Raw genomic sequence first — 13596 nt, forward strand, 5'->3', positions numbered from 1 at the left:
TCGCTCCTTCATAGCCGGGTGGTCGAGGAGGGGCAAAGGCCCCGACGATGACCCCCGGGAAAAGACGATCACCCCCAACACCTCACGACCCCGCAAGGGGTCGCAAAACAGATCGGACAGAGGGTCGAGAAAGATGGGCCTGCCGACCCCGACAGGGGTCGCTCCTTCATAGCCGGGTGGTCGAGGAGGGGCAAAGGCCCCGACGATGACCCCCGGGAAAAGACGATCACCCCCACCCCTCACGACCCAGCAAGGGGTCGCAAAACAGATCGGCAAATAGGGTAAAAAAACATCTTTTTTTAGGAACACTGATAATCAAACACTTACAAAAGACCTCGAGTTTCACGGATAGAAGCGAAACTTTTCACGGATAGAAGCAAAAGTTTTCACGGATAGAAGCGATCGCTTAGACGGATAGAAGGGAAAAAAACAAGCGCACGAGAGGGAAATACGAAGCGTATTTTTTCGCAAGTGCCCCATCAGGGTAGTTGGCACACCTCCCGGACGACAAAGGCACGCACGCCTCCACGGATGGCGATGGGTGGAGACCATTGTTTTTCGCACCGTCTACTCTACTGCAAAGGCCGACAACCTACCAAGTTAGGTAATAAAGTGGTACCTTTGCGCATATATTTTCAGACAACTCCCAAGAGACCTATGACAGAAAAACGGTTCAAAACATACGATGGACTAGACCTCCCCGAGGTCAACGAATCGATGCTGAGTGCATGGAAGAGCGAGGAGCTTTTCAAAAAATCCCTTGCGCTACGCGAGGGTGCGCCACGCTTTGTGTTTTATGAGGGTCCCCCCTCTGCAAACGGACTTCCCGGTATTCACCATGTCATAGCACGTACCATCAAGGATATTTTCTGCCGATACAAGACCATGCAAGGGTACTTGGTCGACCGAAAAGCCGGCTGGGACACACACGGCCTGCCCGTGGAGCTGGGTGTGGAGAAAAAACTCGGCATCACCAAAGCAGACATCGGCACCAAGATCTCGGTAGAGGAGTACAACACCGCCTGCAAGCATGAGGTGATGAAGTACACCAACGAGTGGACCCAACTCACCGAGCAGATGGGCTACTGGGTGGATACGGACAACCCCTACATCACCTACGACAACAAGTACATAGAGACCCTCTGGCATCTCCTCAAAGAGCTCTACCAAAAAGGCCTCCTCTACAAAGGCTACACCATACAGCCCTACTCTCCGGCAGCGGGTACCGGACTCAGCTCGCACGAGCTAAACATCCCCGGCACCTACCGCGATGTGAAAGACACGACCTGCACCGCCATGTTTGCAGTGAAGGAGCCGACCCCTGAGATGCAGGGGTGGGGGCAAGCCTACTTCCTGGCTTGGACCACCACACCCTGGACCCTACCCTCCAATACTGCACTCACTGTAGGCCCCAAGATAACCTATGCGGTTGTCCGCACCTACAATCCCTATACGCTCGACCCGGTCACCGTCGTGCTGGCAGAGCCACTGTTGCACACCTACTTCGACCCATCCGGCGAACAACTTCCGATGGATCAACCGGAAAAAGGATCCAAGCAGATGCCCTACCGTATCGTGGGTCGAAAGACCGGCAACGAACTGGAGGGCATGACCTACGAGCAACTCTTCCCGTGGGTCAACCCCGGAGAGGGAGCCTTTCGGGTCATCACCGGTGACTTTGTGACCACAGAGGACGGTACCGGCATCGTGCATACTGCCCCCACCTTTGGTGCCGACGACTACCGTGTGGCCCAATCCTCAGGCATTCCACCACTACAGTTGCTCGACAAGGATGGCAACCTACGCCCCATGGTGGATATGGAGGGTAAGTTTTACCGCTTGGAGGACTTGGACCAAGACTTTGTCGCCACACACATAGACGCCCAAGCCTACGGATGCTATGCCGGACGCTACGTAAAAAACCAATACGACGACACCCTGGCGGACGATGCCGAGACACTGGATATCAGCCTCTGCATGCAGCTCAAAGAGCAGGGACGGGTCTTTAGGATCGAAAAGATGACCCACAGCTACCCACACTGCTGGCGTACCGACAAGCCTATCCTGTACTATCCGCTCGACAGTTGGTTCATCCGTAGCACAGCCATGCGCGACCGCATGATCGAGCTCAACAACACTATCCGCTGGAAACCCACAAGCACCGGTACCGGACGCTTTGGCAAGTGGCTCGAAAACCTACAGGACTGGAACCTCAGTCGCTCCCGCTACTGGGGTACCCCGCTGCCTATATGGCGCACCGAGGATGGCAAGGAGGAGAAGTGCATCGGCTCCCTGGAGGAGCTGATGACCGAGATCCACCGCTCGGTAGAGGCCGGAAACATGCAGTCCAACCCCTGGAGCGACTTTGTCCCCGGAGATTACTCCAAAGCCAACTACGATCGCATCGACCTCCACCGCCCCTATGTGGACGACATCATCCTCACGGCCACCGATGGTCGCCCGATGTATCGAGAGTCCGACCTGATCGACGTATGGTTCGACTCCGGTGCCATGCCCTATGCCCAGCTGCACTACCCCTTTGAGCACCGCGACCTGATCGACAAGCGCCTCTACTACCCGGCAGACTTCATCGCTGAGGGGGTAGACCAGACCAGAGGGTGGTTCTTTACCCTACATGCACTGGGCACAATGCTCTTTGACAGCGTCGCCTTCAAGAACGTCATCTCCAATGGGCTCGTCCTCGACAAGGATGGCAACAAAATGTCCAAGCGACTGGGCAACACCGTAGACCCCTTCAAGACGATCCAAGACAACGGCTCCGATCCGCTGCGCTGGTACATGATCACCAATGCCTCACCGTGGGACAACATCAAGTTTGACCCCGTAGGCGTGGAGGAGGTATCCCGCAAGTTTTTTGGGACACTCTACAATACCTACTCCTTCTTTGCCCTATACGCCAACCTCGATGGCTACACCCCGGCGGCGGAGCAAATGCCACACAGTGCACGGCCAGAGCTGGACCGCTGGATCCTCTCAGCACTAGGGAGCTTGGTCGATGAGGTGACAGCCGATCTCAACGACTACGAGCCAACCAAAGCGGCACGTGCGATCAATGACTTTGTCAACGACCAGCTCAGCAACTGGTACGTCCGACTGGGACGCAAACGCTTTTGGGGCAGCGGCATGTCCGACGACAAACGCTCGGCCTACGAGACCCTGTACACCTGCTTGGAGGTCATCTCCCGACTGATTGCACCCTTTGCGCCCTTTTATGCCGATCGCCTCTACCGCGACCTCACCGGCACAGACCGAAGTGTGCACCTGGCCGACTACCCTGTGGCCGACCCTCAGTGGAGCAACCTTCCGCTGGAGGAGGCTATGCGCTACGCACAGGAGCTCTCCAGTATGGTGCTCGCCCTCCGACGCAAAATGGACACCAAAGTGCGCCAACCCCTCCAGAAGATCCTCGTACTCACCTCCGACGAAAGTGCCAAAAAGGCCATCGCACACGTACAAGACCTTATCCTAAACGAAGTTAACGTGAAGGAGCTGATCTTTGCGACAAGTGATGCCGGACTGGTAGTCAAGCGAGTGAAGCCCAACTTCAAAAAGCTAGGCCCCATATTTGGCAAGGAGATGAAGGCTGTGGCCACCTATCTCGCCGACCTGGATCAAGCGACCATCAACACCCTGGAGACCCAAGGAAGCATCCCCTACGACAGCCATGCCATCACCCTCGACTGCGTGGAGATCATCTCGGAGGATGTCCCCGGATGGCTGGTCCAAAACGACGGCAATATCACCGTCGCACTGGATGAAACCATCACAGAGGAGCTAAAGCTGGAGGGCTATGCCCGCGAACTCGTCAACCGCATCCAAAACCTCCGGAAGTCCGAAGGACTTGACGTCGTCGACAAGGTAAAAGTCCGGCTCCAAGCCCACCCCATCATCCACCAAGTACTGAGCCAACATGCCCACTACATACAGACACAAGTACAGGCACCCGAGCTCATCGAGGTCGACGGACTCAAGTCCGACAAATGCCTAGACCTAGACCAAGACCTAAACATTCCTGTAGAGATTAGCAAGATCAACTAACCACCTATTGAGACATGGAAAAGAACAGATATAGTGACGAAGAGCTAGAAGAGTTTCGCCAGATCATCAACAAGAAACTCGAGAAAGCACGCAAAAACTACAATATCCTGCTTGCCAGCATGGACTCCCACGATGGCAACGACATCACGGACACCATGCCGACCTACAAAAACCTCGGAGAGTCCGCAACCCTGCTTGCCAAGCAAGAGACAGCCGCCAGTGCGGCACGCCAGCGAAAGTTCATCCAAAACCTCGAGGCCGCACTCGTTCGCATCGAAAACAAGTCCTACGGCATCTGTCGTGCGACAGGCAAGCTGATCCCCAAGGAGCGACTGCGCGCTGTCCCCCACGCCACCCTCAGTATAGAAGCCAAAAAGGCAGGATACAAGTGAGCCAACAGCAACCAACGCACCCCGACATCCACCGACTCAGCAAAAAAGACACCACAGAGCGCATGCTCATGGCGTCCACATTCGTGCTGTTGCTCTTGGTGGCAGACCAGGCCATCAAGTTTGCCGTCAAGCTCAATATGATGCTTGGGGAGAGCATACAGGTGACCGACTGGTTCTACATCTACTTCACCGAAAACCCTGGCATGGCATTTGGGTGGGAAGTCTTCAGCAAAGGCTTCCTCACCGTCTTCCGCATCGTTGCGAGCCTCTACCTAGCCTACCTGCTCTGGAAAGTCGCATCACGCAGCTACGGAGTCGGTTTTTTGGGTTGCATTGCAGCGATCCTGGCCGGTGCGGTGGGCAATATCATTGACTCCATCTTTTACGGTCAGATATTCAGCCACAGCACCGGACAAGTGGCGACCCTCTTTCCATCGGATGGAGGATACGCCGGCTGGCTTCATGGCAAAGTGGTCGATATGCTTTACTTTCCCATCATCAACACCACATGGCCCACGTGGGTACCCTGGGTGGGTGGCGATGAGTGGGTATTCTTTCAGCCGATCTTCAACTTTGCGGATGCCTGCATATCGGTAGGGGTGATCTGCCTGCTCCTATTTTACAGCCACTCCTTCTCCGCCCTTCTCAATACGCCACACCGGCACCAAGAGCCCTCGGCACACCGGGAGCCCCCCACAGATGAAGCGATCTAGCCTCCTCGCACCAGCGCAACAGCTCTTGACGCTCCTGCTATTGGTCCTACTCCTCATCCAGTGCCAGGTACGCCCCTCCAATGTCCTCTCCAGAGACCGCATGAGGGACCTCACTCGAGACCTCATACTCACCGAGACCTATTTGGACAACAACTACCTCCCCGACTCCATCCGAGCACTCTACTACGAGTCCGTCTACCAAAAGCACCACATCACACGCGCCGACTACGACTCTTCTCTCGTATGGTACTCCAAAAACTCCCCGATACTCAACAGCATCTACTCCGAGCTCATCACCGAGTTTCAGAGCCAAGCCACAGCGCTCGACAGTGCCATCGTAGACTCCACGCGACTCTTTAGGATCCGCTACCAAGCACCGGTCAGCCTCTGGACCAACCCCTCACGCCTGCTCCTCCCGAGTGACAAAAAGCTCTGCATCCTCACCCAGTCGCTCAGCGTCCCCACGACCGGAGACACACTCGACCTACGGCTCAGGCTCACACCCTTGGACAGTCTGCAAGAGCTACACTTTGCACTTTTCGTAAAAGACAGCACCGACCATCTCATCCACCGCACCCGCCGGAGCGTACCCATAGGTAGCACCCACTACAGCCAGGCATTTGTCCTACCCGACAGCCTGCCACCACAGGCCACCCTGCTACTACAGCTCCTATATCTCAGTCGGAGAGATCCCCCGCATCCCCACACCCTCATCGACAGCCTCACCCTGACCCTCCGAGAGCCGACAGTGCTTCCCGGAGACACCACCCACATCGTCGACCCCACCGACGAGACAGACTCCCCCGACGAGTAACTTTTCCCCCCCCACTAAATGACCGATAAGCAAAAAAGGAGACAGATCATACACTGTATTCTTTTTTTCACTATCTTTGTCTCAAATCAAAACAATCACTAAACCTCACATAATGATGAAATTATCACGACTCAATCTCTCCCTGGTGCTCAGCGCCACACTGCTCATGCTCGCTCAGCCGGTCTTTGGCCAGGCAAAGCCGGAGCGCTCCCTCAAGTGGAAAGTAGCCATCGCACGCTTCTCCAACGAAACACAGTACGGCAAAGGGATCTTTTACGACCGTGAAAACGACCCCATAGCCAAGCAAGCCATGGACATCCTCGCCGCCAAACTGGTGGCTTCCAATAAGTTTATCCTCCTCGAGCGCTCAGATGCCGATGCACTCGCCAAGGAGGTTGAGGACGGCAAAGGCAAAAGCCAAGTAAAAGCCGACTACGTCATCCTGGGCTCCGTCACAGAGTTTGGTCGCAAAACCACCGGTCAGGACGGAGTCTTCACCAGCGAAAAGACCCAGCAAGTCGAGGCTGCAGTCAGCCTCAGACTGGTAGACGTCTCCACCGGCATAGCCACCTACTCCGAGGAGGCAAAAGGCTACGCCAACTCCGTCACCAAGAGCACACTCGGACTGGGAGGCAAGAGTGGCTACGATGCTTCACTGGGTGACAAAGCCATCTCGGCTGCGATAGACCAAATGGTAGAAAACATCATCAACAAATGCACCGACAAGCCGTGGCGCACCTACATCATCTCCATGGACAGCGATGCCACAGTCATAGCAGGCGGTGCCTCACAAGGACTCATGGCCGGAGACAGATTCGACATCTACGTCAAAGGCAAGACTGTCAAAAACCCACAGACCGGAGTTGAGATAGAGCTACCCGGCAAGCGCGTGGGAGCCATCGTGATCGATGCGACACTCGGAGACACCCCACTCACGGAGTTTTCGATCGTCACTGTCGTTGAAGGATCCATCGACCCCGCCGACCTATCCAAGTACTACATACAAGAAATCAAGTAACGCCCAAGTATCGTCATGAAAAAAACAACCCTACTCCTATTCTTTCTCGGCCTTGCGGCACTGCTCACCGCCTGTGGTACGGTCAATAGCGCCACAGGAGGGTTTACCGACGAAGCGTTTGTGAAGGTAGCCAGCGACAACCCCGCAATCATCAAGACCTCCGTCCAAGTCACCATCGACGGACAAAACCCACAGGAGGTGATCGTCCTCAGCACTAAAAAAGTGGCCGCTGCCAAGCCACACCTCATCCTCAAGCCCGGCACCTACACCATCCGAATCACCGACAAAGCCGGCAATGTGCTCTACAATACCAAAATATTCCTATCCACTAGGAAGACCAAGGTCATCGAGCTTCACTGAGCATATCTACCCAACCGATAGCAACAACGCATCATGAAAACAACAACCAAAATCCTACTCTCCACAGCCATCACACTCCTACTCTGTGGTTGCGGAACCACTCGGACGCTCTACTCGTGGTACAACTACGATGACGCCGTCCACGCCTACACCAAAGACCGTACCCCAAAGAGCGAAAAAGCCCTCATCGCAATGTACGAAAAACTGATCAACCACCCCGGAGGCACCCGAAAAGCAATCCAGCCCGGTATCTGTGCCGAGTATGGCTACCTTCTGCTCAAGATGGACAAGAGAGAAGAAGGACTGGCACTGCTCAAAAAAGAGGTAGAGCTCTATCCCGAGAGCGAGGTATTTATCACACGAATCATCAAGCAGTTTGAGAAATGAAAACGACCAAATCCCTCCTACTAAGCACACTCTCGATCCTAGGTGTAGCCCTTTTGCTCACCTCGTGCGGTCTCAATAAAAGTCTCCTAAAGGAGCAAGCCTATCCCGAACTCTATGCCCAAAAACCGGTGAGCATACTCGTGATGCCACCCATCAACAAGACCAACAAAGTCGAGGCCAAAGAAGCCGTCTACGCCTCACTCTACCACCCACTCCTCGAGCAAGGCTACTACGTCTTCTCACCCATCCTCGCACAAGAGCTGCTGCAAAGCGAGAGTGCAGATGATGCCGAGTTGTTCATAGAGGGCAACCTCCAGCCATTCAGGCAGGTATTCACAGCCGATGCCGTACTCTTCACCGTCATCAAGAAGTGGCAAAAGATGTCTCTCCTCTCGACCATTGATGTAGAGATCGAGTACATCCTCAAGTCCACCAAAGACAACAAGACACTCTTCCGCAGGTCAGCTGACCTCACTGTAGACTGCTCTGCCGTATCGAGCGACAACGCATTGCTCAACCTCGTGGTCAACTCCGTCGTAACCGCCATGACCGACCACGTCGTCGGAGCACGTCGCGCCAATGCCTTCGTCCTATCCGACCTGCCCAACGGCAAGTATAGTCCTCTCTATGATAAGGATCAGAAAACAGAGGCCGGACCACAAGACCTGAAAGGCAAAGTACGCTGATCGCCACAGGAGCTAACAGCTCTCCACGACGACACTCATCAGAGTCGCCCCCTCTCCGATGGATAGGGGGCGACTCTCTTTTTTTCGCCACCGTATGGTTTCTCTCCGAGGTGCCGTGGTGCTCCACACTCTGTGCGGTCGATCTGTTTTTTTTGTGATCGAAAGCCCTTCCAAAAAAGGGGCAAAAAGAGGAGGGGATTTCGGACCATCCTTTTTCTTCTATCCGTGAAGCCGATCGCTACTATCCGTGAAAACGTTCGCTTCTATCCGCGAAAAGGTTTGCTTCTATCCGTGAAACTCAAAGCTCCTTGTAAGCATTTGATTATCATTGCTTCCGGAAAGTGCTTTTTTGGCCCCAAACCTCACCGCTTTTTCACCGCTTTTTTGGAAGGGCTTTCGATCACAAAAAAAACAGATCGACCGCACAGAGTGTGGAGCACCACGGCACCTCGGAGAGAAACCACACGGGAGCGAAAGAGCACCATCGGGGGAGAGACCAAGTACAGCAGGAGGGGGAAAAGAGAGAAGCCCCACGGCACCAAAATTAGGTGGCACATGGGGCTTCAGGGGGGAGGGAAAGTGGCACCACCAGGATTTGAACCGGGGACACACGGATTTTCAGTCCGCTGCTCTACCAACTGAGCTATGGCGCCTTTATTTGTCACTCAACGCTCCGAGAACTCTCATGGGAGGGGCGGTTGTTGAGTTTTGCTCTGCAAAGGTAACACAAATATTTCAAACAACCAACAAGTCACCAGCGTATTTTTTTCGCATCGCTCACCTCACGCTTCAGCTCACGGTCACGGATGGCGTTTCGCTTGTCGTACTCTTTCTTACCTTTTGCGATGGCAATGTCGAGCTTGGCGAGCCCCTTGTTGTTCACAAAGAGCTTGAGTGGCACGATGGTGAGGCCCACATCCTTGGAGGCCTCGAGGAGCTTGCGGATCTCACGCTTGGTGAGTAGGAGCTTGCGGTCGCGACGGGGGACATGGTTGTTGTAGCTCCCGAAGAAGTACTCGGCTATGTGCATGTTTTTCACCCACACTTCGCCTTTGCTCACGAGACAAAAGGTATCCACCAGAGACGCCTTGCCCTGCCGGATGGACTTGATCTCGGTGCCGTAGAGCACCAGTCCGGCAGTAAAGGTCTCGAGTATCTCGTAGTCGTAGGTGGCGCGCTTGTTTTTGATCAGGACGCGCCTATTGTCATCCTTTTTCTTGGCCATATCTTTGCCTACAAAGGTAAACAAAAAAGTGCCAAAAAATACTGTGTATTTATTTTTTAGGTACCTTTGCACCCGAAAAGATTGATATTCTCATTTTATTTAGAAAGGATTCAAGAGATGAAAAAGACAATTTTACTATCCGTGGCACTTGTTGCGGGCATAGCATTCGCAGCATGCGACAGCAAAAAGAGTGACTCCGACCAGACTGAAGCCGAAGCCGCACAAGAGATGTCCGAGCTTCGCTCCGACGTGGCAAATGTAGCCGAGTGGGTAGGCACCTATGAGGGTACTCTCGCACAGGCCGATGGGGCAGGATTCAGCAGCACCCTTGAGCTAAAGGGCGACAGCACCTTTGTATTCACTCAGGCCGCCAACCAAGGCGAGGGCGCCCTTGAGACCAGCGAAGGGGCATTCACCGTCGAGCCTGAAAGCAAGGTCATCACTCTGACAGCCACCAATGGCAACGTCACCAAGTTTTTGTACGAGGGTACTTCTGTCCTGATGCTCGACGCTGAGGGCAACAAGCCTGAGAATGAGGAGATGTACCGCCTAATGAAGAAGGCAAACTGATCCGAAGCCATCGGGCCCATACAGATCAATGAAAAGGTGCCAGAGCCTGTCGGCTCTGACACCTTTTTTTGAGTATCTTTGTGGGGATAACCAAAACACACTAAGGATATACACGTATGCAAATCATAGACTGGATACGGCACACTTCGCTCGAAGTGACAGGTACCGACATCTGTTACGGACAGACCGATGTGAGTGTGGCCGAATCCTTTGAGGTAGAGGCGGCACAGGTCGGCGAACGCATCAGGGGACGCCGGTACGACGCTGTCTACTCGAGTCCACTGAGTAGGGCACACAATCTGGCAAAGTATTGTGGCTTTTCGCCCATCACAGACGCCCGAATACAGGAGCGCAACTTTGGAGAGTGGGAGATGGCCACATGGGATAAGATCATCCCGACCCTGTCGTTGCCTGAGGGGCTGGACATGATCGGCTATGCCACACACCTCGGCATGGCCCACCCACCCAAGGGAGAGACCCTGCGCACCTTTGTCGGCCGTGTGCACGACTTCATCCAAGCACTCCAAGCGACCAAGGCTGAGCGGATAGCCGTCTTTTGTCACGGAGGGGTGATCAACTCTGCCCGCTTCATGCACGGACTGGTGGACCTGGAGCATCTCTTTGTACACCTGCCGGACTACGGCTCCGTGACCACTCTCGAATACCCCATCGGGCTACAACTCCCCACACTCGACGAGCTCCATGTTGATTGATTTACTATTGGTGGTTGTGGGGGTGACCCTGGTGGTGGCAGGTGCCAACTACCTGACCGAAGGGGCGGCGTCGATCGCCACACGGTTTCGGATACCGGAGCTCATCGTGGGGCTGACAATCGTCGCCTTTGGGACAAGCGCACCTGAGCTGACGGTCAGCCTGATAGCCAGCACCCAGTCCGCCTCAGGGATAGCGGTCGGCAATGTCATCGGCAGCAATATCTTCAACATCCTCGCTGTGCTAGGTGCCTCCGCACTCATAGCCCCCCTGCCCGTGGATCGCAACTCACGCAACTACGACCTCCCCATAGCCGTATTTGCAGCAGTCGTGCTCACCCTCATCCTCTCGGATCAAGCGCTGGATGGCACACCGGCAAACATTACCCGCGTGGAGGCTCTCCTGCTACTCCTACTGGGCCTGCTTTTCCTCCTCTACACGATTGTGATGGCACACCGTGGTCGCCAGGCTTTGGTAGAGGAGGGGATGGTGGACCCCAAGCGAGCACTTTGGCTGGATGTCGCTTTCATCATTGGCGGATTGATCGCCCTAGTGTACGGAGGACAGCTATTCGTGACCTACTCATCCAACATAGCCAAGTCCCTCGGCGTGAGCGAAACACTCATCGGCCTCACACTGGTCGCCTGGGGCACCTCCCTACCGGAGCTGGCCACATCGGTGGTGGCGGCTTTCAAGAAAAACGTGGGCATCGCAATCGGAAATGTGGTGGGTAGCAATGTCTTCAACATCTTTTTTGTACTCGGAGTCGCCGGTGTGGCACGTCCAATGCCGGATCTGGACTTTACCTACCTAGACCTTTTCATGCAACTCGCCGCTGTGCTTCTGACCCTGATCGTCGCACGGTGGGTGGGTAGTGGCAACCGCATCACACGGGGAGAAGGGCTGGGGATGCTCCTCCTATTTGTCGCCTACAATACCTATTTGATCATCAGCGCATGAAAAAGACACTGACCCTACTCTCCCTGCTTCTTTTCACGGCTTGTGGCACAACGGACCGGACTACACCCGAGACCGTCGCTGTCAGCGTGGCACCCCAAGCGTGGTTCGTAGACCAGATATCCGGTGGTACAGTACAGACGCAGATAATGGTACCACCCGGCAGCAACCCCGAGCTATACGACCCCACGCCACAGGACATCGCCCGACTGGAGAGTGCAAGAGTGTATATCTACCTCGGAACATTGCCCTACGAGAGCAAGTGGATCGATGTACTCACCGCAAATGGTCCAACGCCGGTAAACCTCGCCGACTCCGTGCCAAACGACCTCATCCATACCCACACAGACGCCGAGGAGCAGCACGCACACCCACACGGTGACCCACACTACTGGTCCTCCTATAGGGGCGGTATGGCCATCGCAGAAGTGACCTATCAAGCACTGTGCACCGCCTTTCCCGACCGCCGAAGCACCTTTGAGCAAAACTACACCCGACTGATCCACAAGATCGAGACCGCTCGGGAGACTGCTCGCCAATACTTTGAAGCCCAAGGGGTGAGCGTGGCTTTTGTCGTCTATCACCCCTCACTCACGCAGTACAGTGAGGAGATGGGGCTGACCCAGTTGGTGATTGAGCAGGATGGCAAGAGCCCCACTCCGCGCCAGCTGGCGACGCTCATCGACACCGCTCGTGACCATCATGCACGTGCCGTCCTGGTACAGCAGGAGTACGACCGACGCAGTGCCCTGACGGTGGCACAGGAGCTCGGAATCCCCTCAGTCCAAATCAACCCCAACAACCCCGACTGGATGGCAGAGATGGCTCACCTACTCGACGCCCTCAGCACGCCCACAGAAGCAGCCACCAAGCAACCATGAGCGCACCACTGATCACCGCCACAGACCTTACGCTTGGCTACGATCGCTCGCAGCCACCTATCTTATCGGACTTGAGCTTCAGCATCTATCCGCTCGACTTCGTGGGAGTAATCGGCCCCAATGGAGGGGGCAAAACAACCCTGATGCGCTCACTTCTGGGACTGCTCAAGCCCCTACGTGGACAGATCCACTACCCCTCCGGACCGATTGGGATGGGCTATGTGCCACAGCAGAGCAAAGTAGACAGCAAGTTCCCGATCACCGTCCTAAAAACAGTGGAGAGTGGGCTGATGCGAGCAGGGAAACTACGCTTCACCAAGGCGGATCATACGCAAGCCATGGAGATCCTCGACCAAGTGGGTATGTCCGACTACGCCGGCACCGAGATCGGTGCACTCTCCGGCGGACAGCTCCAGCGTGTCCTACTCGGGCGTGCACTCGTGAGCAAGCCGGATGTGCTAATCCTCGATGAGCCCAACACCTATGTCGACAAAGGCTTCGAAAACCGCCTCTACCAAATCCTCCCACAAGTCAATCACGAGACCGCCATCATCATCGTATCGCACGACATAGGCACCCTCAGCAGGATGGTCCGTCGGCTCTTCTGCGTCAATCGCGCTCTACACATTCACGAGGGGATCGACGCTGTATGCGCCGCCTGCTCCGACGCCAACGCACTACCCTACCTCCGCCTAGCCGATCACGAGTAGGGCGCACCACACGCATCACTCCCTACGAGACAAGCGGGCTTTCTTTTTCAAAGAAAAAACGTAACTTGTCCACTCGGACAACAAAAGCACCACTTCAATAACAAACCAACCAC

The 13596-nt window shown here is 55.1% G+C and carries 14 protein-coding genes and 1 tRNA gene; 13 read left to right on the forward strand and 2 right to left on the reverse strand.

The features are described from left to right. The first annotated feature begins 657 nt into the window (after window positions 1-657). The 8 genes from ileS (at window position 658) to AC1EK1_RS06585 (ending at window position 8429) form a co-directional block, all read left to right on the forward strand. Window positions 658-4059, forward strand: a complete 3402-nt coding sequence (gene ileS / locus AC1EK1_RS06550; protein ID WP_480306282.1) for an isoleucine--tRNA ligase — start codon at window positions 658-660, stop codon at window positions 4057-4059. 14 nt (window positions 4060-4073) lie between these two features. Further along, window positions 4074-4451: a TraR/DksA family transcriptional regulator gene (locus tag AC1EK1_RS06555; RefSeq protein ID WP_480306283.1), complete on the forward strand. Its 378-nt coding sequence runs from the start codon at window positions 4074-4076 to the stop codon at window positions 4449-4451. 62 nt (window positions 4452-4513) lie between these two features. Continuing rightward, complete coding sequence (locus AC1EK1_RS06560) at window positions 4514-5164, forward strand: lipoprotein signal peptidase (RefSeq protein ID WP_480306436.1); 651 nt, start codon at window positions 4514-4516, stop codon at window positions 5162-5164. Continuing rightward, on the forward strand, window positions 5151-5978 hold the full coding sequence (locus AC1EK1_RS06565) for a DUF4296 domain-containing protein (RefSeq protein ID WP_480306284.1): 828 nt from the start codon (window positions 5151-5153) through the stop codon (window positions 5976-5978). Before AC1EK1_RS06560 ends, AC1EK1_RS06565 begins: the two co-directional genes overlap by 14 nt. A gap of 166 nt (window positions 5979-6144) precedes the next feature. Continuing rightward, entirely contained in the window at window positions 6145-6996 is an 852-nt protein-coding gene (locus AC1EK1_RS06570) for a CsgG/HfaB family protein (RefSeq protein WP_480306437.1), read from the forward strand. Window positions 6997-7011: 15 nt separating this feature from the next. Next, the gene (locus AC1EK1_RS06575) at window positions 7012-7356 is read left to right on the forward strand and encodes a hypothetical protein (RefSeq protein ID WP_480306285.1); all 345 of its coding nucleotides are present in this window, start codon (window positions 7012-7014) and stop codon (window positions 7354-7356) included. Between the two features lie 33 nt (window positions 7357-7389). Continuing rightward, window positions 7390-7743 carry a DUF4810 domain-containing protein gene (locus AC1EK1_RS06580; RefSeq protein WP_480306286.1) on the forward strand — a complete coding sequence of 118 codons (354 nt, stop codon included), beginning with the start codon at window positions 7390-7392 and terminating at the stop codon, window positions 7741-7743. Beyond that, a complete protein-coding gene (locus AC1EK1_RS06585; protein WP_480306287.1) occupies window positions 7740-8429 on the forward strand; it encodes a GNA1162 family protein in 690 nt (229 codons plus the stop codon). The genes AC1EK1_RS06580 and AC1EK1_RS06585 overlap by 4 nt, the downstream gene beginning before the upstream one ends. 580 nt (window positions 8430-9009) lie before the next feature. Here AC1EK1_RS06585 and AC1EK1_RS06590 read toward each other — a convergent pair. Continuing rightward, window positions 9010-9082 (reverse strand) — tRNA-Phe (locus AC1EK1_RS06590). 98 nt (window positions 9083-9180) lie between these two features. Next, window positions 9181-9654 (reverse strand): SsrA-binding protein SmpB, encoded by a 474-nt coding sequence (smpB, locus tag AC1EK1_RS06595; protein WP_480306289.1) that lies wholly within the window; start codon window positions 9652-9654, stop codon window positions 9181-9183. A 117-nt stretch (window positions 9655-9771) separates the two neighbouring features. On the opposite strand from smpB, the gene AC1EK1_RS06600 reads away from it, so the two are divergent. From AC1EK1_RS06600 to AC1EK1_RS06620, 5 genes are all read left to right on the forward strand, one after another. Further along, entirely contained in the window at window positions 9772-10224 is a 453-nt protein-coding gene (locus tag AC1EK1_RS06600; protein WP_480306291.1) for a copper resistance protein NlpE, read from the forward strand. Between the two features lie 116 nt (window positions 10225-10340). Further along, a complete protein-coding gene (locus AC1EK1_RS06605) occupies window positions 10341-10937 on the forward strand; it encodes a histidine phosphatase family protein (protein WP_480306292.1) in 597 nt (198 codons plus the stop codon). Then, the gene (locus AC1EK1_RS06610; protein ID WP_480306293.1) at window positions 10927-11895 is read left to right on the forward strand and encodes a calcium/sodium antiporter; all 969 of its coding nucleotides are present in this window, start codon (window positions 10927-10929) and stop codon (window positions 11893-11895) included. The genes AC1EK1_RS06605 and AC1EK1_RS06610 overlap by 11 nt, the downstream gene beginning before the upstream one ends. Further along, on the forward strand, window positions 11892-12773 hold the full coding sequence (locus tag AC1EK1_RS06615; RefSeq protein ID WP_480306294.1) for a metal ABC transporter solute-binding protein, Zn/Mn family: 882 nt from the start codon (window positions 11892-11894) through the stop codon (window positions 12771-12773). The genes AC1EK1_RS06610 and AC1EK1_RS06615 overlap by 4 nt, the downstream gene beginning before the upstream one ends. After that, the gene (locus AC1EK1_RS06620; protein WP_480306295.1) at window positions 12770-13483 is read left to right on the forward strand and encodes a metal ABC transporter ATP-binding protein; all 714 of its coding nucleotides are present in this window, start codon (window positions 12770-12772) and stop codon (window positions 13481-13483) included. The genes AC1EK1_RS06615 and AC1EK1_RS06620 overlap by 4 nt, the downstream gene beginning before the upstream one ends. Window positions 13484-13596 lie beyond the last annotated feature (113 nt).

Source organism: Porphyromonas sp. C0026D3 (assembly GCF_056590775.1).